The organism is Pseudomonas allii (genome assembly GCF_055380095.1).
On sequence record NZ_AP039450.1, the window covers coordinates 4,130,260 to 4,149,556 of the forward strand.

Below are 19,297 nucleotides of genomic sequence, written 5' to 3' on the forward strand. Positions count from 1 at the left end.
TTTACTACCGATGAACCTGCCCTTCTTCGCCCGGCGCCTGCTGCGCCCGCTGCTCGACCCCTACCGTCGCTACCGCCATGCCAAGCTGATCCACGCCGTGCGCGTCTCCATCGGCTTGCTGGCAACGATCCTGCTGACTACCGGCATCAACCTGCCCCACGGTGAGTGGGCGTCGGTGACCATGCTGATCGTGATCGGTGGCTTGCAGCACCACGGCAATATCGGCAAGAAAGCCGTGGAGCGTGCCTATGGCACCTTGATCGGCGCCAGCGTCGGCTTGGTGCTGGTGGTGCAACAGGCCTACTTCGGCCAGCCCTTCCTGACCTACCTGTTGATGTCGGCGGTGTGCGGGTTCTTTTCCTATCACGCCATCGGCAAGGGCGGTTACATCGCCCTGTTGTCGGCGATCACGGTATTTATCGTCGCCGGCCACGGGGACAACCCGATCTCCGATGGGTTATGGCGCACCGTGGATATCCTGATCGGCATCGTGTTGGCCTTGGCGTTCTCATTCGCCCTGCCGCTATACGCCGTGTACTCGTGGCGCTACAACCTGGCCAGTGCGCTGCGCGATTGTGCGGCGATCTACAGCCGGATCATCAATGGCCAGTCGGTCACCGATGACGAGCACCTCAAATTGCTCAATCGCTTGAACGCGGCGATGCTGCAACTGCGTTCGTTGATGCCGTCGGTGTCCAAGGAAGTGCGGATCTCCATGACCGAGCTGGACGCGATCCAGCGGCATTTGCGCATGTGCATCAGCACCCTGGAGATTCTTGGCAATACCCGGCCCGATCCACGGGATGAACAGGCGATGGCGCGAATGCAGGTGATGTTGAGGGCCGAACATCGGCAGATCCGGGTGCAGTTGGTGGGGATGGCGCGGGCGTTGAAGTCGGGGGTGACGGAACGGTTGGAGCGGCCCAGCCCTGTCACCGGCACCGAGCCAACGCTGGATGCGCCGGTCTACAGCGCACTGGATGGCTATCGGTTGTTGACGGTACAACTGGCGGCAAACGTGGATGCGATGCGCCAACGCCTGGCCAAAAGTGCCGGGCACTGGAAGATCTAGAGAGGTGGCCTGCTGCCGTGTATACCAACGTCAACACTTTCACACTTTCTCTTACATATTTTTCACGTTTTATTCACATCCCGGGACGTAGGGTGAAGCCTCATCCGTTACAAATGTTGCATATCAAGCCCGCCGCCCCAGCGGGCTTTTTTTTGCCTCGGATTTGACCTAGCGGGACGCCTTGACGGCGGGGGCTGCCGCTTGTTCGCGAATGGCCCGCTGGGTATCCAGCACCTTGGCCAACGCGGTTTCCGCTTCCGGGCTCTGCTGAGGCACCCGAATCGCCGCCGACACCAGGGTGATCAGCTTGGCCATCACCTCGGCATCCGTCGCCGGGCGACCCAGGCTCATGGAGTTCATCAGCAGGCGCAGCTCGGTGCCGGCCATCACCCCGGAAATCGCCTTGAGGGCAAATTGCAGGCGCACCCCCAGTTCATTGCGCGGCAGGTCCGGCAAGGCCAGGGCGAAGGCTTCGAAGAAACGCTGGAACACCGGCTGGTAATGCACCTTGAGGTATTCCTGGATAAACGGCGACGTGTCGCTGTAGACCCGGCCCAGGAAGCGGATGAACGAACGCCCTTCGCCACTGGCACTGGCCGGGTCGCTGCGCTCCAGGCCCATGGCCGGGGCGAACAGCACGCCGAGCAAGGTGTCGCAGTCAAGCGGGCCGTCGGACTCGGCCTCACAACGTGCCAACAGTTCCAGGCGCTGCTCGTTGAGCGGCTCCAGGCGCTGCTTGAGCAGGGTTTGCATCAGGGAGTCCTTGTCCCCGAAGTGGTAGTTCACCGCCGCCAGGTTGACCTGGGCACGCTCGGTAATCTGCCGTAACAAAACCGCGTCATATCCGTACTTGATGAAGAGAGCCTCTGTCGCATCCAGCAATCGAGTCTTGGTAATGTTTGGAGCGCTGACTTTCTTCGCGACCATAGAAGTTCCACGTGGGAAATATTGTTTTAAAAAATAATTTGATTTTTTATACCGGGGCCGCCGCCTGAAAGCAAGTAGTGACACTGCGCCATATGATCAAAAGCCTGTGCCCACGGGCTCGTTCAGGCTGGTCGAACGGTTTTTGAGCGGACTGCGACGCCCTGGAGGAAATCGTTTCAAAGGATGAAACCGCTCTATATCCATGGCTGGCGAAGCAACAGGAACACGGTTAGTATTCAAACAATATTTTAAAAACAAGAAATAAAACCAGTCCGTGACGCACGCCAGGCCGCTCCCGAACTTGTAACAATGCTTTTCCGGGGAGCGCACGGCATCGTCGAGACTGCAGGCGTAGTCATGATGACAGATACCCCCGCGCACCCAGGCTTGATCTCCCTGCAAGGCATCGGCAAAAGCTATCAGCTGGCCGGGCAACACCTGGCCATTCTCAATGATGTGTGCCTGTCCATCGCCAGTGGCGACAGCTGCGGCATCCTTGGCGCCTCCGGTTCGGGCAAAAGTACCCTGCTGAATATCCTCGGCCTGCTGGACCTGCCCAATTGCGGCCAGTACCACTTCGCCGGCCACGATATTTTCAACGCCACACCGGACCAACTGGCCGCCATCCGCAACCAGCAGATCGGCTTCGTGTTCCAGAGTTTCAACCTGCTGCCGCGCCTCAGCGCTCTGGACAATGTCGCCCTGCCCTTGAGTTATCGCGGCGTGTCACGGCATGAGTCGGTGGAACAGGCCCTGCGCATGCTGGATCAAGTCGGCCTGGCCGACCGCGCCCACCACCGCCCCGCCGACCTCTCCGGCGGCCAGCGCCAACGGGTCGCCATCGCGAGGGCACTGGTGGGCAACCCATCGGTGATCCTCGCCGACGAACCCACCGGCAACCTCGACAGCACCACCGCACAGGAGATCATGGACCTGCTGCTGGCGTTGAACCGCGAACAGCAAGTCACGCTGATCATCGTCACCCACGACCCGCATATCGCCGAGCGCCTGGAACGCAAGATCCTGGTGCGCAATGGCGTGGTGCAAGAGGCCCGAAGCCTATGAGCTTGCGGGTCGAACAAAGCCTCAGCCAGCTGCTGCATGAAGCGTTCGTCAGCCTGCGCACCCTGGGCAAGCGTTCGGTCCTGGCCTTGCTGGGCATCGTTATCGGCAGTTCGTCGGTGGTGGCGCTGATCAATATCGGCCACAACGCCGCCACCGACGCCGCGATGATCTTCAAGGACATGGGCACCGACACCCTGATCGCCCAGTTCCCAGCCAAAGGCGGCAGCAGCATCCCGATGCCTGCCCGCCTCGACCTCGACGCCGTGCGCCAAACCGTACCGGGCATTGCCCATATTGGCGCTCTCACGCTGTTCAGCGGGCCGATCGTGTTCCACGGCCGCACCACCAACGCCAACTTTGTCGGCAGCACACCAGACATCAAGGACGCGATGCGCCTGGTGATACAGCAGGGGCGCTTCCTCTCGAGCTTCGATGCCAATGAAACCTACGGCGTGATCGGCGACCAGTTGGCCCAGGCGCTCGGTGCGCCAGGTGACCCGCTGCAACTGGGCGACCGCGTGCGCATCAACGACTACCTGTTCCTGATCGTCGGCATCCTGCGCAGCCAGCCCCGGGCGATGCTGATGCCGGTGCAGGCCAATGAGTCGCTGTTCATCCCCGCCGAAGGCATGCGCCGCATCTATGCCACACCGCAGATCGGCAACGTGATCATCCGCGCCACGCCCGGCCAGGACATGGAGCGCCTTGCCAAGGACGTGGCTGCCGCCTTGAGCTCGCAGCTCGCCGACCACGATGCAGACATCCAGGTTCCCCAGCAAATGATCGACGGCATGACCCGGCAAAGCCGCACCTTTGCGTATCTGCTGCTGGCCCTGGGGGCGATCTCCCTGGTGGGCGGTGGCGTCGGGGTGATGAACGTGATGCTGATGAACGTCTCGGAGCGCCGTCGCGAGATCGGCATTCGCATGGCCCTGGGTGCGCGCCAACGCGACATCCGCAACCTGTTCCTGCTCGAAGCCGTAACCCTCACCGCCGTCGGTGCCCTGTGTGGCGCCGTGCTGGGGATGACGGCAGCCTGGTTGTACGCCTGGCTGTCGGGCTGGGCATTTGCCCTGGCGGTCGCCGCCCTGCCGCTGGGGGTGGGCAGCACGTTGCTGGTGGGGTTGTTCTTCGGCATCTACCCGGCGGTCTCGGCCTCGCGGTTGCAGCCAGTGGAGGCCCTGCGCGATGAGTAAATGGCTATGGCTGCTCGCATTCGCCAGCCTGCCCGGCATGGCCGCCGACGTGGTCATCAGACCATCGGCACCCAGCACCACCCGTAGCGGCTACGAGCGCAGCGTTTCGTTGAATGCCCAGACCACCGCCATGACCCTCGGGGATGCGGTGTACCTGGGCCTGCGCAACAACCCGGCGATCCGCAGCGCGTACCTGCAACGGGTGGCACAGAAGTTCGACCTGCGCGTGGCCGAAGATGTGTTCAACCCCAAGCTCACCCTCAACAGTTACTACCGCAGCACCCGAGGCTCCGCCGACAATACGCGCAATGCCAACGTGGCGCCCGCCACCAGCCTGCTCGGCGAATACGGTACACGCCTGAGCATGGCCTGGACCCAGCAACTGAGCAACGCCGACCGCGCCGGTCGCTACCGCAGCGACGGCCTGGACCTGGCAGTCATCCAACCGCTGCTACGTGGCGCCGGCTGGGACGCCACCACCGCGCCGCTGCGCCTGTCACGCCTGTCGGAACAGGCCAACCGCCTGAACCTCAAGGCCACTGTGGCGCAGACCATCAGCCAGATCATCGCCACCTACCGCGAACTGCTGCGCGCCCAGGAACAACTGAGCATTGTGCAGGATGCGCTCAAGCGTTCCGGCACCTTGCTGGAAGTGAACAAGGCGCTGATCAGCGCCGGGCGCATGGCCGAATTCGAAATCGTACAGACCGAAGCCGATATCGCCACCCAGCAACTGGGCGTCGAAGAAGCGCAAAACCAACTGGACACCAGCCGCCTCGCCCTGCTGCGCCTGCTGGCCCTGGACCTGTCCACGCCGATTCGCGCCACCGAAGCCCTGGAGGCCAGGCCCATGCAGATCGACAAGCGCCAGGCCTTTACCCTGGCGCAGACCCAGCAACCCGAATACCTCGCCGCCCTGCTCGGCAGCCAACAGGCAGACCTCAACCTGGTGATCGCCAAGGACTCGGGCCGCTGGCAAGTGGACCTGGTGGCCGGCGCCAACCAGGTGCGCGCCAACACCGACAACGACGCGGGTCGTTCCAACAACCGTACCTGGGACAGCTATGCCGGGGTGCAGGTGCAGATTCCCATCGGCGATATCAGCACGCGCCAGGCCGAAGTACGCGCGCGAGTGAATGTGGAGGACCAGGCCATCCGCATCACCGATGCGCGCCAGGAACTGGAACGCAGCGTCAACGATGTGGTGCGTGACCTTGGCACGCGCTGGCGCCAGTATGAAATCTCCCAGCGCGCCGTGGAATTGTCACGGCGCAAGATCGAAATCGAGCGGGAAAAGCTCAGCGCGGGGCGCTCCACCAACTTCCAGGTACTGAGCTTCGAGACCGATTTGCGCAACGCCGAAAACGCGCAACTGAATGCGCTGATCGCTTATTTGAACGCCCAGACCCAGCTCGACCTGACCCTGGGCATGACGCTGGAAAGTTGGGAAATCGCCCTCAATGACTACTAATCAGAAACGCCTGCTGGGTGCTGTGTTGATCGTCCTGCTGGGCGGCGCGGGCCTGGCCCTGCGCAGCCCGGCGTCCGATCCGGGTGGTGCCAGCGAACAGTGGCTGGCCGTCAAGCCCGAAGCGCTGGAGCACCGGATCGGCCTGGTGGGCAAGATCGAGCCTGACACCACCATCACCCTCACTGCGCCCTTCGATGGCAACGTGCAAGCCAACCTGGTGGAGCAAGGTCAGCGGGTCGAGGCCGGCCAGGTGCTGTTGCGCATGGACCCGGCCACGCTGGAGGTGCAATTGCGCGAAGCGCTTTCCGCCCAGCTCAAGGCCCGGCGCACCGTGCAAGAGATGCAGGACTGGGACAGCAGCCCCGCCGTCAGCCGCGCCCGCCGTAGCCTGCGCACCGCCGAAATGACCGCCGGCAACACCCAGCGCAAACTCACCGAAAGCGAAAACCTGTTCCAGCGCGGCATCATCCCGCGCAATGAACTGGACGACCTCAAGCAACAGACCCAGCAGCAACAGCTGGACCTCGCCTCGGCCCGCAGCGAACTGCAGCAAGCCATCGACCAGGGCAAGGGCGAATACCGCCAGATCGCCGATATGGAGCTGACCAACGCCACGGTGAAATACAACGCCCTGCACAAGCTGCTCGACGGCCAGGAGGTCAAGGCGCCGTTCTCCGGCATCGTGGTGCCGCCACCGGGCAACACCTCATCCCAGGGCGGCGGCAATAACAATGCCCCGGTGCAGGCCGGCAGCAAGGTCAGCCAGGGCCAGGTGCTGTTTGGACTGGCGAACATTGAACGGCTGAAAATCACCGCCAAGGTTTCGGAGCTGGACATCAACCAGTTGCATCAGGGCCAGGCGGTGGAAGTGCTGGGCGACGGGTTTGATGGTGAGCGGTTGACCGGCTCGGTAAGCGTGGTCAGCGGCCTGGCGATTGCCAACGACAGCCAGGGCAGCGCGCAGTTTCCGGTGACCCTGTCGATCCCCAAACTCACGCCGCAGCAGTTGCAACGGGTGCGCCTGGGGATGAGTGCGCGGCTGACCATCGTGACCTACAACAATGCGCAGGCCATTGTGATTCCGAGCCAGGCGATCCAGGCGGACAAGACCGTCGAATACCGCGAGGCGATGGATAAGCCGGTGGAGCGGGTGAAGGTGACCACCGGGCAAGCGACCGCCCAAGGCGTGGAAGTGTTCGGCCTCAAACCCGGTTTCGTGAAGACAAACCCCTTGTAGGAGCCGACTTGCTGGCGATGACGGCCTGACAGCCGACCTCTCTCCAACTGTTGCCCCGCGATCCAAATGTGGGAGCTGGCTTGCCGGCGATGGTCGTCAACGATGACGCGGAAAGCCAGAAGGTATGCGGCGCTTTTACGTTTTTCGCCGGCAAGCCGGCGCCTACAGAGTGAGTCGTGCGGCCAGCGCCTTGGCTTGCAGCGCCACATCAGTCACCGCCGTGCTCTCCCACCACATCCCACGCAACGGCGGGCCCATGGCGAACAAGCGCTGGCTGACCTGCCCCTGGGCGTCCACCACTGCCCCCGACGCATCCGCCGCAATCCCCAACGCGAGCGGCCCTGGCTGGATCAACCCACGCTTGAGCAACTGCCGGGGCAATGGCCGGGCCACGCGGCGCCAGTCGTATTCGATGCCGCTGGAGTTGATCAGCGCTGCGCCCGAGAGCTGGGTGATGCCTTGCTCGCCGCGATAACGCAAACGAATCGTCACCCCTTCACCCGAAGGTTCCAGCCCTTTGAACGACGCCGCCCGGATCCGCAACCGCCCCGCTTCATGCAACCGCGCCACCAACTGCGCGCTCAACGGCGGGGAGCGGTGGTGATGGCTCTCCCACCAGGGCCGCACATGCCTAACGAACTGGCGCTTCTCACGCTCGCTGGCCTGGCTCCACAAACGCGCGATATGCGCACGCACGGTGTCCAGCGGCGCCTGCCAGTCGATGCCCTGCTCCCGTGCAAGCGCGCATTGCCGGCGCACCTCGCGCAGCAACTGCCGAGGGCTACGCAGGCGGTGGTCCTCCCCAAGGAAATCCCCCCAGGCCGGCGGTTGCCGCCGCACATGGGGCAGCAGGCCGTGACGCGAGAATACCTCGATCGGCCCGCGATGCCCGGCCTGTTCCAGGGACACCACGGCGTCGACCATGGTCAGCCCGGAACCGATGATCAGCACCGGCGCCTGCGGGTCGATCCGGCGCATCGCGCTCACGTCCCACGGGTCCACCGCCGCCGCGTTCAGCCCGCTGGATTCGGTCTGCGGTGTACGTGCCGCCGGGAACATGCCGGTGGCCAGTACCGCAAACGCGCCACGCAGTTGCTGGCCGTTATCGAGGGTCAGCAGGGTTGAGGCTGCCTCCACTTGCAGGTCGACCACTTCGCCACGCACGTGCTCCACGCTGGACGCGGACTGCGCCTTCGCCTCGGCCAGGCGTTGCTGGGCATACAAGCCGAACATCCCGCGTGGCGGGAACAGTTCGCTGATCGGCACGTGCTGCTGGTCGGACTCGGGCCAGCCGCCAGCGCCGATGTAGTCGGTGAGCCATTGGGTCAGGTCGTCTGGGTTGTCCGGGTCGACACTCATGCGCGCCGCGTTGCCGTTCAGGGTGTGGCCCAGTTCGACGGCGCTGTAGGCCTCGCCCCGGCCCAGCTCGGCACGCGGTTCGACCACCAGCACCCGGCGCGCGCCCGGCAGGCGCAGCAGTTGCACGGCCAGCATCGTGCCGCTCAGGCCGCCGCCGATGATCAGGACATCAGCGTTGCGGATGGATTCAGTCATGCAGATCGCCCTTACTGTTTGCCCAGGTAAATGTCATGCAGATCGCCCCGCGCCAGCAGTTCAGCGGCGCTGCCACTCAAGGCCACGCGACCAGTATCCAATACGTAGCCGTGGGACGCATAGTTCAACGCGACGTTGATGTTCTGCTCGGCGATCAGGAAGCTCACCTGCTGCTCACGGTTGAGCTGCGCGATGATCGCGAAAATCTCCTGCACGATCATAGGCGCCAAACCCATGGACGGCTCGTCGAGCAGTACCAAAGTAGGACGGGTCATCAATGCCCGGCCAATGGCGACCATCTGCTGCTCGCCGCCGGAGGTGAGCCCGGCGCGGGTGTGGCGCTTGGTCTTGAGCCGTGGGAACCAGGCGTAGAGGCGTTCCAGGTCGTGCTCCATGTCGCGGCGACTCAGGCGCCGCACAAAGCCGCCGCTGCGCAGGTTGTCTTCCACGCTCAGTTTGCCGAACACATGGCGGCCTTCCAACACATGCACCATGCCCTGGCGCACGCGCTGGCTGGGGTCGATGCCGGCCAGGTCGGCACCGGCGTATTCGATCACGCCGCGGCTGACCTCGGCGCGTTCGGCACGCACCAACCCGGAGATGGCCTTGAGCGTGGTGCTCTTGCCCGCGCCATTGGCACCGAGCAAGGCGACGATGGCGCCCTTGGGCACGCTCAGCGACACCCCGGCCACCGCGAGGATCGCGCCGTCATAGATCACTTCGATGTCATTGACCGTCAGCAGCGACGGCTGCGCGGCAGCGGTGGCGGGCTGGCTCATGGTTTATTCATCCCCGGTGCAGGTGCGTGGCGTCAGGCCTTTTTCCTTGGCGAAGGCGGCGGACTTTTCATCGATCAACGGGCGCAACAGCGCCCGGTCGGCGGCGATCCAGTCGCTGATCAGCGTCCAGTTGGCGCCGTCCCACTGCTGCACACGCGCCGAGCCGCCACCCTCGTGGTCACGGCACGACAGCTTGAGGTTCTGCATCAGGCCCAGGTAACCCATGTCCTTCAAGCGCGCATCGTCGATATTCAGGTGTTCCAGGCCCCAGCGGCCTTCTTCGCCGTTGAGCGGGCGCTTGCCGAATTTGGCCTGGCCGGTGCGGATCGCCTCCACCGCCACGGCGGCGTTCACCAGGCCGGAGTTGTAGTAGACGCTGCCGAAGTTCTTCAGGTCCTTGAGGTCACTGTGGCCATTGTCGAGGATGTATTGCTTGAGGCGTTTGTGGATCTCGAAATCCGCCCCGGCCGGGTATGGCGTAAGGGCCAGGTAGCCCTTGGCGGCAGCACCGGCGGGCAATACGTCTTCGCTGGAGCTGGCCCAGATATCGCCGATGATGTGGTCAACCGGGAAGCCGAAGCGCGCCGCAGTCTTCACCGCCACCGGGGTGGACACGCCCCAGGTGCGCAGGAACACCCAGTCCGGGTTGGCCTGGCGCACCTGGCGCCATTGCGCGGACTGCTCGTTGCCGGGGTCGGCCACCGGGATCTGGATGTTTTCGAAGCCGTATTTTTCCGCCAGCAACTTCAGCGGGCCGAGGGTTTCGCGCCCGTAGGCCGAGTCGTGGTAGACCGTGGCGATCTTCTTGCCCTTGAGCTTGTCGAAACCGCCTTCACGCTCGGCGATGTAGTTCACCAGCGTCGACGCTTCGCTGTAGAAGGTCAGCATCACCGGGAAGTTGTAGGGGAACACCGTGCCGTCGGTGGCCTCGGTGCGGCCATAACCGAGGGTGATCAGCGGGATCTTGTCCACCTCGGCGCGCTCGCTCAACGCGTACGCCGCCGGCGCACCGTTAGGCTGGTACACCGCGACCGGCGCGCCATCCAGGCCATGCTTGAAGCGCTCGTAGCACTCGATGCCCTTCTCCGCCGTCCACTCGGTCTCGCATTCCTGCCACATCAGCTTGACGCCGTTGATGCCGCCTTCGACCTCGTTGATGTAACGCAGGTAGTCGATCATCCCGGCCCACACCTGCACGCCGCTCGACGCATAGGCACCTACACGGTAGGTCGCCAGGGGAATGAATTGCTGGTCCGGGGAAGCCATCGCCTGGGGGACTGCACCGGCCAAAGTTGCCAGCGCAAAGGCAGCGCCGACCAGGGAACGTTTCAAGGATGCACGCATAGGGATTCTCTTAGAGGAATGTCAGAAACGCAGCGGCCACTGCCGCACACGGTCACGCAGGTTGTGCAACAGGCGAATCAAACCCTCGGGCTCCTTGATCAGGAACACGATGATCAACACGCCAAAAATGATTTTCTGCAGGTTCTGCAACTGCCCCGCATCCACCGAGCCAGCAAACAGCGCCTGCCCGGCATGGCTGAGGAAGATCGGCAGCAAACTGATGAAGGCCGCGCCGACAAAGTTGCCGGCGATACTGCCCATGCCACCGATAATGATGATGAACAGGATCTGGAAGGAGCGGTTGATATCGAAGCTGCTGGCGCTCGCCGTGCCCAGGTAGGCAAAGGCCCACAGCGCGCCGGCTATCCCCAGGTAGAACGAGCTGACCGCGAACGCCAGGCGCTTGTAGCGCACCACCGGGATGCCGACCACGGCGGCGGCGGTGTCCATGTCGCGGATCGCCATCCAGTTGCGGCCGACCTGGCTGCGCACCAGGTTGATCGCGGTCCAGGTCAGCAGCAGCACGGTGACCAGGGTCAGCAGGTAACGGCCCAATGGTGTGTTGAGGTCATGGTCGAACAGCGCCAGCCGAGGCGCGGAAATGGTCCCGGAAGAACCGTAGTTGTAGAACCAGGGAAACTTGACGAACAGCCATTCCAGGAAGAACTGTGCGGCCAGGGTGGTGACCATCAGGTAGAAGCCCTTGATCCGCGAGCTGGGCAGGCCGAACAGCAGGCCGACCAACGCACTGATGATCCCGCCGCCGAGCAGCGCCACCGGCAACCCCAGCTCCGGCAGACGCAGCAAAAAGCCGTAGGTGGCGAACGCGCCGACGGCCATGAAGCCGGCCGCGCCCACCGAGGTCTGCCCGGTGTAGCCGGTGAGCAGGTTCAGACCCAGACCCGCCAGCGACAGCACCAGGAATGGGATCAGGATCGCATTGAGCCAATAATCATTGCCCCACAGCGGCACCCCGATAAAGGCCAGTGCCAACAGGCCGATCAAGGCCCAGGGAATGCGCCGCTGAATCAGCAGCAACGGCGCGGCGTGTTGTACAAGAGGGATCGACATGCTTTCAGACTCGCTCGATGGCGCGCTCGCCGAACAGGCCGGCGGGGCGGATATACAGGAAGGCCAGGGCCAAGACGTAGGCGAACCACGGCGTGATACCGCCGCCAATCAACGGGCCGATGTAGACCTCGGCGAGGTTCTCCGCCGCGCCGACAATCAGTCCGCCGACAATCGCCCCGCCAATCGAGGTAAACCCGCCGATGATCAACACCGGCAAGGCCTTGAGCACCACCAGCGACAACGAGAACTGCACGCCCTGGCGCGCGCCCCACAGCAGCCCGGCGACCAGCCCGACGATGCCGGCCACGGCCCAGACGATCTGCCAGATGCGGTTGAGGTTGATGCCGATGGACAGCGCCGCCGTGGTGTCATCCGCCACTGCGCGCAGCGACACACCGATGCGGGTCTTGTTGAACAGCAGTGCCAGCACTGTCACCAGCACCACCGCAGCGGCTGCGGCGATCAGGTCGAACTGGCTGAGCATCAGCGGGCCGACGAACAGCGGTACGTCGTCGATGCCCAGGTCCAGCGCCCGCACCTGGGAGCCCATCAACCCCTGGGCCAGGCCTTCGATGATGAACGAGAGGCCCAGCGTGGCCATGAACAAGGTGATCTGCGAACGGTTCACCAATGGCCGCAGCACCAGGCGCTCGATCAGCAAGGCGCCGACGCTCATCACAATTACCGTGAGCAGCAACGCCAGGGCAAACGGCACGCCCTGGTCATGCAGGCTGACGAACGTCAGTGCAGCAAACAGCAGCATCGCGCCCTGGGCAAAATTGAACACGCCGCTGGCCTTGTAGATCAGCACGAAGCCGATGGCGACCAACGAGTACATGGTGCCGGCGAGCAGGCCGCCGAGCAGGGTTTCAAAGAAAAACGTCATCCGTTTACCACTCCCAGGTAAGCCGCGATCACCTCGGGGTTGGCCTGCACCTCGGCCGGCGTGCCGTCGCCGACCTTGCGCCCGTAGTCGAGGACCACCACATGGTCGGACAGGCCCATGACCACGCCCATGTCGTGCTCGATCAACACCACGGTGGTGCCGAGGTCGCGGTTTACATCGGCGACGAAGCGCGCCATTTCCTGTTTTTCTTCGGCGTTCATGCCCGCCATGGGCTCGTCCAGCAGCAACAAGCTCGGCCCTGCGATCAACGCCCGGCCCAGTTCCACGCGTTTTTGCAGGCCGTAGGACAGGTTGCCCACCAACACATCGCGGTGGGCTTGCAGCTCCAGGAATTCGAGAATGCCCTGGGCGCGCAACCGGAACGCTTCGGCTTCCCGGCGTGCGCGAGGCAAGCCCAGGGCCTGTTCGATAAAGCTGCTGCGCATATGCCGCGACAGGCCGGTGAGGATGTTGTCGAGCACGCTCATCTTCTTGAACAGCGCATTGTTCTGGAAGGTACGGCCAATACCGCGGCGCGCGGCGCCCAACGGGTCGATACGGTGGAAGTGCTGGTCTTCGAACACGATCTCGCCGGCATCGAAGCGGTACACGCCGTTGAGCACGTTGAGCAACGAGCTTTTACCGGCACCATTGGGACCGATCAACGCGCAGATCTCGCCGCGCAACACCTCGAAGGACAAGGCATTGATCGCCTTGACCCCCTTGAACGACAGCGAGATATCCCGCACCTGCAAAATGGCCTGGCTCATGCGATGTCCCGTTTGAATTCCGCCAGCCACACCGGTGAAGGCGTGGCTTTGACGGGTTGCCAGATGTACGCCAGGCGCTGGAACCCCAGGAGCCGGCGCACGCGGTTTTTCAGCAGGCGCCGTAGGCCGCTCTGCGGGTGGGCGATGGCCCAGTCGCACAGGCGTCGGCGCCAGGTGCCGTGGGGTGCCAGGCGGCTTTCGATCTCGTCGGCCAGGTGCTGCAAGCGGGCGGGCGACAACAGCAGGCCGGTGGGCGCGACTTCACTGCGGTCGCGCCGCGCCGAGGCTAGGCTCTCCGGGAAGGCCAGGCCGTGACCGCTGTTCAACCATTGCTCCAGCACCACGGCCAGGCCGCCCTGCCAATGGGTGCCCTCTTCGCTCCACAACAGGGTCTCCCCCGTGGGCTGCCACCAGCGTGCGAGGTGTTGCGTCGGCGCCAACGGGCCGAGCAACTGGGCAAAATCCAACAGGTTCGCCGACTGCCAATGCCGTGCCGGCTGGCGGCCTTGTACATACGAATGGGTCGGGCGAATGCGCCACAGGTGGTGTTGCAGCGCCTCGGGCTCCAGGTCATCGGCCAGGGTCAGCACCTGCGCGCCGATGGATTGCGCCGCCAGGGCCAGCAACAGCAGGTTCGGCTCGAACGCCCCGCTGAGGGCCAGCCGCGATTGCTCGCTGACCCCCTGCTGGCGCAAGCCATCGGCCAGACGCTCCACATCGCGCAAGGCGTCGATCCAGCGCCATGCGCACCACTGCCCCTGGCGCTTGTGGCGCAGGGCGGTGTGCAGCGGCGTGACCTGCGCCCAGTGGCGCAGTTGTTCCAGAGCCTTGGGCAGGTGGCCGAGCCACTCGGCGGGCCACTCCACGGCCAGTGGGCGTTTGAGTTCGTGCACGCTCATAGGGGTAGTGCTCCTATTGGGGTGTGTGCGTGCGGTGGTCCGCTGGCTGGATTATTTGGATCAACACCGATCTACTGTGGGAGGGGGCGTGCCCCCGATGGCGGTGTGTCAGTCACAAGTGCTTTGACTGGACTGCCGCTATCGGGGGCAAGCCCCCTCCCACATTGGTTATGTGCGCGTCAGATAAATTGCGGTAGCCGGCACCAGGGTGGTTGGAGGCCAACCTTGCGCCGTCGCCAAACAACTTCTCGCGCAACGTGCCCTGGGCATACTCGGTCTTGTACACCCCACGCTTCTGCAACTCCGGCACCAACAGGTCCACGGCGTCGATGAAGGTTTCATGGGTCAGGGCGTAGGCCAGGTTGAAGCCGTTCACATCAGTGTCTTCGACCCACTCCTGCAACAGGTCCGCGACGGTTTCCGGGCCGCCGACGAACAGCGGGCCAAAGCCGCCGATACCGACCCAGTCGGCCAGCTCATTCGGGGTCCAGACGTTGTTCGGATCGGCCGTAGAGAACGCCTCTACCGCCGATTGAATGGCGTTGGTGTGCACGTGCTTGAGTGGCTCATCCGGTTTGAATTGGCTGAAGTCGATGCCGGTCCAGCCGGAAATCAGCGCCATGGCGCCTTCATAGCTGACATAGGATTTGTACTCCTCGAACTTGGCTCTGGCCTTGGCATCGGTTTCGCCGACGATCACCGTCTGCAAGTTGAAGATCAGGATTTTCTTCGGATCGCGCCCGGCTTCGGCGGCACGCTGGCGGATGTCAGCGACGGTCTTTTTCAGCAGCACCTTGGACGGCGCGGCGACGAAGACGCACTCGGCCTGTTCGGCGGCGAATTGCTTGCCACGGCTCGACGCCCCAGCCTGATACAGCACCGGCGTGCGCTGCGGCGAAGGTTCGCAGAGGTGAATACCAGGCACCTGGAAGTGTTTGCCGACGTGGCGGATCTCGTGGATTTTGCTCGGGTCGCTGAAAATCCGCCGTTCGCGATCACGCAACACGGCGCCCTCCTCCCAACTGCCTTCCCAGAGCTTGTAGCAGACCTCCAGGTATTCCTCGGCGTAGTCGTAGCGCGCATCGTGTTCGGTCTGGGCTTTCTGGCCGAGGTTCTTGGCGCCGCTTTCGAGGTAAGAGGTGACGATGTTCCAGCCGATGCGGCCCTTGGTCAGGTGGTCCAGGGTCGAGAGACGGCGCGCGAACGGGTACGGGTGTTCGAACGACAACGACGCCGTCAGGCCGAAGCCCAAGTGTTCGGTGACCAAGGCCATCGGCGCGATCAGCGACAGCGGGTCATTGACCGGCACCTGCGCCGCCTGGCGAATGGCCGCGTCGCCGTTACCGTTGTAGACGTCATAGATGCCCAGCACGTCGGCGATAAACAGGCCGTCGAACTTGCCACGCTCAAGGATTTTGGCGAGGTCGGTCCAGTATTCCAGGTCCTTGTACTGCCACGAACGGTCACGTGGATGCGCCCACAGGCCCGGGGATTGGTGGCCGACACAGTTCATGTCGAAGGCATTCAAGCGGATTTCACGGGACATCAAAGCACTCCGTTGAGGTGGTAGTTGCCGACGATCTGGTACTTCGTACGCAGCGGGTCATCCAGGCTCGACGGCAGTGCGGTGCGTTGACCGGTGAGTTCGAACTCGGCGTTGCTCGCGGCGATCAGGGCTTCGGCGGCGGCGATTTGCGCTTCGGTCGCCGCGACGGGGCTGGGGTGGGTTTCGGCGCGTTCAAACAAAGCCGCAGCCACATCGACGCGAATCTGCAAGTCGCCGAAACGGCTGATCACATAGGGGTCGGTGCTGTTTTCAACGTGGCGGCGGGTGCTGTCCAGCAGTTGGCGCGCAAGGTTCAGTGCAGTCATGGGTGAGGCTCCTCAGTTCCAGGCGTGGCGCGCAGGCTTCACGCCGTTGAGCACGTAGTTGCCGATCAGGTGGTATTTCCAGCGGGCCGGGTCGTGCAGGGTGTGGGTGCGCGCGTTGCGCCAGAAGCGGTCGAGGTTGTGCTTGCCGGTGACCGAGCGGGTGCCGGCCAGCTCGAAGAGTTTGCTACTGGCGAGCAAGGCGGTTTCGGCGGAGAGGACTTTGGCCTGGGCGACCACCAGCGAAGCGTGGGCGACGGTGTCTTCATTGGGCTCGGCAAGCGCGCGATCCACCGCCAGGCCGGCCTTGGCGAGGATGACTTCGGTGCCGTGCACGCGCCATTCCAGGTCGCCGATGGCGGCGATGGTGAACGGGTCTTGCCAGCCGTGATCCTGTTGACTGTCGATCCAGGGTCGCGCCTGGCGCGCGTAAATCTTCGCCTGTTCAAGGGCCCCGAGGGCGATACCGGTATCGACCGCCGCCTGGATGATCTGCGAAATCGGACCATTGGCGGTGGGCTGGTCGAAGGCCTGGTGCGCAGGGATTACCGCGCTCAAAGGCACGGTGACGCCATCCAGGGTCACACCCCCGCTGGCAGTAGTGCGCTGGCCGAAGCCGTCCCAGCTGTCGATCACGTTCAGGCCGGGCGCGTCGCGTTCGACAAAGGCGATGAAGGCCTGGCCGGCTTCATTGTTACCGACGGTAGGCACCAGGTGAGCAAACAGCGCGCCGGTGCAGTAGAACTTCTCGCCGTTGATCTGCGCGGTATCGCCGTGAAAGCGAATCTGGGTATCGAAGGTGCCGGCATTCTTGCTCTTGGCTTCGGAAAAGGCGTTGCCGAAACGGTAGCCCTGGAGGACTTTGCCGAAGTAGTACTGTTTTTGTGCCTCGGTCGCGGTTTGCAGCAGGATGTCCACCACGCCCAGGTGGTTCTGCGGGATCTGCCCCAGGGACGGGTCGGCGGCAGAGATCAATTTGATCACCTCGGCCACGGTCACATAGGACACGCCAGCGCCGCCGTACGCTTTGGGAATGGTGATGCCCCACAGGCCGCTGGCGGAGAACTCGTCAAGCTCGGCCACCGGCAGGCGCCGCTCACGGTCGCGGGCGCTGGCCTCGACGGCAAACCGCGCCGCCAGCCGCGTGGCGACCTCGATGGCTTGCGCGTCAGAGCGGATGATATGGGCAGGGTGTTGAGGGTGGGCTGACATGGGCCGACTCCAGGCTCCGAGGGGATGACCTGGGTGATTGCAGGAGTCGTGCCTGAATCCAGTCGCCAATAAAATCAGCGAGTTGCTGGCATTTCAACGCAGTCGAGCGCGTTTCAAACCAGCAAAGTGTCCATCCACTGTTGCCGCAGGAACAGTTAGATCACCACATTACGCACAAAGCGCACCGCCACGTCGCCGTCATTGCGATAACCATGCACGTTCCGGCTGGCGAACATATAAAACTCACCGGCGGCGACGTGCTTTTCTTCATCGCCCACCAGCAGCGTGAGGCAGCCTTGGAATACAAATAGCTGCACGCTCCAGCCGTCCGGGTCGGGGTCCGGGCTGTAGCGATCGCCCGGCTCCAGTTGCATTTCCCACAACTCGACCTCACGCCGCGCCGTGGCCTTGGCCAGCAACACCGCCTTGCTGCCGGGAATGTCACCGGCCCAGGCCAGTTCATTGATGCGGCTGTGGTCAGGGGCATCGGGCGCCTGGATCAGGTCGCTGAAAGCCACGTCCAACGCTTCGGCCACGCGGTCGAGGGTGGACAGGCTGACGTTCTTCTCTCCCGCCTCGATGGCCACCAGCATGCGCCGGCTGACCCCGGATTTTTCCGAGAGCGCAGTCTGGCTCAGGTCGGCGGCATGGCGCAGGCGACGGACGTTCTGGCTGACGTGCTGCAGGACCGAAGCCCGATGCGGATTTTCTTTGTGCACTATATTGCTCAATGGGTGGGTGTGCGCAGTATACTGCCCAGCGTGCGGCGCATTGTGCGGTCCGTGCCTTTCACTTGCAAGACCGAGCCGCCATGACCACCCCGAACGCCTCCCCTCGTTTCAACCGTTTCAGCAAAGCCGAATGCATCCTGGTGGTGATCACCATGATCTGGGGCGGCACCTTTTTGCTGGTGCAACATGCGATGACGGTCAGTGGGCCGATGTTTTTTGTCGGGCTACGTTTTGCGGCGGCAGCGATTGTGGTGGGGTTCTTTTCCTTGCGCACGTTGCGGGACCTGACGCTGTTCGAATTGAAAGCCGGGGTGTTTATCGGTGTGGCGATCATGTTTGGCTACGGGCTGCAAACCATTGGCTTGCAGACGATCCTGAGCAGCCAATCGGCGTTTATCACAGCGTTATATGTGCCGTTCGTACCGCTGTTGCAATGGCTGGTGCTGGGCCGTCGCCCGGGGTTGATGCCGAGCATCGGTATTATGCTGGCGTTTACCGGCTTGATGCTGCTGACCGGGCCGGCGGGGGCTTCACTGAATTTCAGCCCTGGCGAGATCGCCACCTTGATCGGCGCCGTCGCGATTGCAGCGGAGATCATCTTGATCAGCGCCTTTGCCGGGCAGGTGGATGTGCGCCGGGTGACCGTGGTGCAACTGGCCACGGCGTCGTTGCTGTCATTCCTGATGGTGGTGCCGATGGGTGAGGCATTGCCGGGGTTTTCGTGGTTGCTGCTGTTCAGCGCAGTGGGTCTGGGCTTGACCAGTGCGGTGATCCAGGTGGCGATGAACTGGGCGCAGCAAAGCGTTTCGCCGACACGGGCCACGTTGATCTATGCCGGTGAGCCGGTGTGGGCGGGCGTGGTGGGCCGGATTGCCGGGGAGCGTTTTCCGCCGATTGCGATGGTGGGGGCGGCGTTGATTGTGTTGGCGGTGATTGTCAGCGAGATGAAGACCAAGGGGCAGAAGGCGCTGGAATTGCGCGATGAGAGGGAACAGGAACAGCAGGGATAAGGTCCGAGTACTTGCAGTGGCTGTCAGATCGCCATCGCGGGCAAGCCCGGCTCCCACAGGGGGGCGGTGTCGCTTGCCCGAATCGGGTTACCTGAAACAATGCCAAATGGGCGATTTCGGCTTAGCTTGTAGGATCCTGCCACATCTTGCCGTTTGGTGATCGTGAAAGCGGCACGTATGATGCATCCCAAACTCCCGCAGATT

Annotated in this window: 18 protein-coding genes; 6 read left to right on the top strand and 12 right to left on the bottom strand. The window is 63.5% G+C overall.

The window, feature by feature from the left end; genetic code table 11:
• The first annotated feature begins 10 nt into the window (after positions 1 to 10).
• Positions 11 to 1,072: an FUSC family protein gene (locus ACZ445_RS18770; RefSeq protein WP_058423829.1), complete on the top strand. Its 1,062-nt coding sequence runs from the start codon at positions 11 to 13 to the stop codon at positions 1,070 to 1,072.
• Between the two features lie 168 nt (positions 1,073 to 1,240).
• Here the strand turns inward: ACZ445_RS18770 and ACZ445_RS18775 are convergent, their stop codons facing one another.
• A complete protein-coding gene (locus ACZ445_RS18775) occupies positions 1,241 to 1,999 on the bottom strand; it encodes a TetR/AcrR family transcriptional regulator (RefSeq protein ID WP_058423830.1) in 759 nt (252 codons plus the stop codon).
• A gap of 357 nt (positions 2,000 to 2,356) precedes the next feature.
• On the opposite strand from ACZ445_RS18775, the gene ACZ445_RS18780 reads away from it, so the two are divergent.
• Genes ACZ445_RS18780 through ACZ445_RS18795 form a run of 4 tightly spaced genes read left to right on the top strand, consistent with a single transcriptional unit; the run spans position 2,357 to position 6,968 of the window.
• Entirely contained in the window at positions 2,357 to 3,064 is a 708-nt protein-coding gene (locus ACZ445_RS18780; RefSeq protein WP_464707431.1) for an ABC transporter ATP-binding protein, read from the top strand.
• Positions 3,061 to 4,260 (top strand): ABC transporter permease, encoded by a 1,200-nt coding sequence (locus ACZ445_RS18785; RefSeq protein ID WP_058423832.1) that lies wholly within the window; start codon positions 3,061 to 3,063, stop codon positions 4,258 to 4,260. Before ACZ445_RS18780 ends, ACZ445_RS18785 begins: the two co-directional genes overlap by 4 nt.
• Positions 4,253 to 5,731: a TolC family protein gene (locus tag ACZ445_RS18790; protein ID WP_464693803.1), complete on the top strand. Its 1,479-nt coding sequence runs from the start codon at positions 4,253 to 4,255 to the stop codon at positions 5,729 to 5,731. Before ACZ445_RS18785 ends, ACZ445_RS18790 begins: the two co-directional genes overlap by 8 nt.
• On the top strand, positions 5,721 to 6,968 hold the full coding sequence (locus ACZ445_RS18795) for an efflux RND transporter periplasmic adaptor subunit (protein ID WP_310863726.1): 1,248 nt from the start codon (positions 5,721 to 5,723) through the stop codon (positions 6,966 to 6,968). Before ACZ445_RS18790 ends, ACZ445_RS18795 begins: the two co-directional genes overlap by 11 nt.
• Positions 6,969 to 7,130: 162 nt before the next feature.
• On the opposite strand, the gene ACZ445_RS18800 is transcribed toward ACZ445_RS18795, so the two are convergent.
• From ACZ445_RS18800 to ACZ445_RS18850, 11 genes are all read right to left on the bottom strand, one after another.
• The gene (locus tag ACZ445_RS18800) at positions 7,131 to 8,522 is read right to left on the bottom strand and encodes an FAD/NAD(P)-binding protein (RefSeq protein ID WP_310863725.1); all 1,392 of its coding nucleotides are present in this window, start codon (positions 8,520 to 8,522) and stop codon (positions 7,131 to 7,133) included.
• An 11-nt stretch (positions 8,523 to 8,533) separates the two neighbouring features.
• Positions 8,534 to 9,301 (bottom strand): ABC transporter ATP-binding protein, encoded by a 768-nt coding sequence (locus tag ACZ445_RS18805; RefSeq protein WP_310863724.1) that lies wholly within the window; start codon positions 9,299 to 9,301, stop codon positions 8,534 to 8,536.
• 3 nt (positions 9,302 to 9,304) lie between these two features.
• Complete coding sequence (locus ACZ445_RS18810; RefSeq protein WP_310863723.1) at positions 9,305 to 10,645, bottom strand: ABC transporter substrate-binding protein; 1,341 nt, start codon at positions 10,643 to 10,645, stop codon at positions 9,305 to 9,307.
• Between the two features lie 21 nt (positions 10,646 to 10,666).
• Positions 10,667 to 11,716 carry a branched-chain amino acid ABC transporter permease gene (locus ACZ445_RS18815; protein ID WP_310863722.1) on the bottom strand — a complete coding sequence of 350 codons (1,050 nt, stop codon included), beginning with the start codon at positions 11,714 to 11,716 and terminating at the stop codon, positions 10,667 to 10,669.
• 4 nt (positions 11,717 to 11,720) lie between these two features.
• Positions 11,721 to 12,602, bottom strand: a complete 882-nt coding sequence (locus ACZ445_RS18820; protein WP_058423839.1) for a branched-chain amino acid ABC transporter permease — start codon at positions 12,600 to 12,602, stop codon at positions 11,721 to 11,723.
• Positions 12,599 to 13,372, bottom strand: a complete 774-nt coding sequence (locus tag ACZ445_RS18825) for an ABC transporter ATP-binding protein (protein ID WP_058423840.1) — start codon at positions 13,370 to 13,372, stop codon at positions 12,599 to 12,601. Before ACZ445_RS18825 ends, ACZ445_RS18820 begins: the two co-directional genes overlap by 4 nt.
• Positions 13,369 to 14,271 carry an AMP-binding protein gene (locus ACZ445_RS18830; RefSeq protein ID WP_464707432.1) on the bottom strand — a complete coding sequence of 301 codons (903 nt, stop codon included), beginning with the start codon at positions 14,269 to 14,271 and terminating at the stop codon, positions 13,369 to 13,371. The genes ACZ445_RS18825 and ACZ445_RS18830 overlap by 4 nt, the downstream gene beginning before the upstream one ends.
• A gap of 112 nt (positions 14,272 to 14,383) precedes the next feature.
• Positions 14,384 to 15,817 (bottom strand): LLM class flavin-dependent oxidoreductase, encoded by a 1,434-nt coding sequence (locus tag ACZ445_RS18835; RefSeq protein WP_464707433.1) that lies wholly within the window; start codon positions 15,815 to 15,817, stop codon positions 14,384 to 14,386.
• Positions 15,817 to 16,143, bottom strand: coding sequence for a hypothetical protein (locus ACZ445_RS18840; RefSeq protein WP_058423843.1), 327 nt, complete (start codon positions 16,141 to 16,143; stop codon positions 15,817 to 15,819). Before ACZ445_RS18840 ends, ACZ445_RS18835 begins: the two co-directional genes overlap by 1 nt.
• Positions 16,144 to 16,155: 12 nt before the next feature.
• Positions 16,156 to 17,352 carry an SfnB family sulfur acquisition oxidoreductase gene (locus ACZ445_RS18845; protein ID WP_464707434.1) on the bottom strand — a complete coding sequence of 399 codons (1,197 nt, stop codon included), beginning with the start codon at positions 17,350 to 17,352 and terminating at the stop codon, positions 16,156 to 16,158.
• 155 nt (positions 17,353 to 17,507) lie between these two features.
• Positions 17,508 to 18,071 carry a helix-turn-helix domain-containing protein gene (locus tag ACZ445_RS18850; RefSeq protein WP_058423845.1) on the bottom strand — a complete coding sequence of 188 codons (564 nt, stop codon included), beginning with the start codon at positions 18,069 to 18,071 and terminating at the stop codon, positions 17,508 to 17,510.
• A gap of 92 nt (positions 18,072 to 18,163) precedes the next feature.
• Here ACZ445_RS18850 and ACZ445_RS18855 point away from each other — a divergent pair, with 92 nt between their 5' ends.
• The gene (locus ACZ445_RS18855) at positions 18,164 to 19,093 is read left to right on the top strand and encodes a DMT family transporter (RefSeq protein ID WP_058423846.1); all 930 of its coding nucleotides are present in this window, start codon (positions 18,164 to 18,166) and stop codon (positions 19,091 to 19,093) included.
• Positions 19,094 to 19,297 lie beyond the last annotated feature (204 nt).

What these genes read in the sequence shown, in the direction of transcription:
- ACZ445_RS18770 (WP_058423829.1), top strand. Translation starts at nt 11, where the DNA reads ATGAACCTGCCCTTCTTCGCCCGGCGCCTGCTGCGCCCGCTGCTCGAC.
- ACZ445_RS18775 (WP_058423830.1), bottom strand. Translation starts at nt 1,999, where the DNA reads ATGGTCGCGAAGAAAGTCAGCGCTCCAAACATTACCAAGACTCGATTG.
- ACZ445_RS18780 (WP_464707431.1), top strand. Translation starts at nt 2,357, where the DNA reads ATGATGACAGATACCCCCGCGCACCCAGGCTTGATCTCCCTGCAAGGC.
- ACZ445_RS18785 (WP_058423832.1), top strand. Translation starts at nt 3,061, where the DNA reads ATGAGCTTGCGGGTCGAACAAAGCCTCAGCCAGCTGCTGCATGAAGCG.
- ACZ445_RS18790 (WP_464693803.1), top strand. Translation starts at nt 4,253, where the DNA reads ATGAGTAAATGGCTATGGCTGCTCGCATTCGCCAGCCTGCCCGGCATG.
- ACZ445_RS18795 (WP_310863726.1), top strand. Translation starts at nt 5,721, where the DNA reads ATGACTACTAATCAGAAACGCCTGCTGGGTGCTGTGTTGATCGTCCTG.
- ACZ445_RS18800 (WP_310863725.1), bottom strand. Translation starts at nt 8,522, where the DNA reads ATGACTGAATCCATCCGCAACGCTGATGTCCTGATCATCGGCGGCGGC.
- ACZ445_RS18805 (WP_310863724.1), bottom strand. Translation starts at nt 9,301, where the DNA reads ATGAGCCAGCCCGCCACCGCTGCCGCGCAGCCGTCGCTGCTGACGGTC.
- ACZ445_RS18810 (WP_310863723.1), bottom strand. Translation starts at nt 10,645, where the DNA reads ATGCGTGCATCCTTGAAACGTTCCCTGGTCGGCGCTGCCTTTGCGCTG.
- ACZ445_RS18815 (WP_310863722.1), bottom strand. Translation starts at nt 11,716, where the DNA reads ATGTCGATCCCTCTTGTACAACACGCCGCGCCGTTGCTGCTGATTCAG.
- ACZ445_RS18820 (WP_058423839.1), bottom strand. Translation starts at nt 12,602, where the DNA reads ATGACGTTTTTCTTTGAAACCCTGCTCGGCGGCCTGCTCGCCGGCACC.
- ACZ445_RS18825 (WP_058423840.1), bottom strand. Translation starts at nt 13,372, where the DNA reads ATGAGCCAGGCCATTTTGCAGGTGCGGGATATCTCGCTGTCGTTCAAG.
- ACZ445_RS18830 (WP_464707432.1), bottom strand. Translation starts at nt 14,271, where the DNA reads ATGAGCGTGCACGAACTCAAACGCCCACTGGCCGTGGAGTGGCCCGCC.
- ACZ445_RS18835 (WP_464707433.1), bottom strand. Translation starts at nt 15,817, where the DNA reads ATGTCCCGTGAAATCCGCTTGAATGCCTTCGACATGAACTGTGTCGGC.
- ACZ445_RS18840 (WP_058423843.1), bottom strand. Translation starts at nt 16,143, where the DNA reads ATGACTGCACTGAACCTTGCGCGCCAACTGCTGGACAGCACCCGCCGC.
- ACZ445_RS18845 (WP_464707434.1), bottom strand. Translation starts at nt 17,352, where the DNA reads ATGTCAGCCCACCCTCAACACCCTGCCCATATCATCCGCTCTGACGCG.
- ACZ445_RS18855 (WP_058423846.1), top strand. Translation starts at nt 18,164, where the DNA reads ATGACCACCCCGAACGCCTCCCCTCGTTTCAACCGTTTCAGCAAAGCC.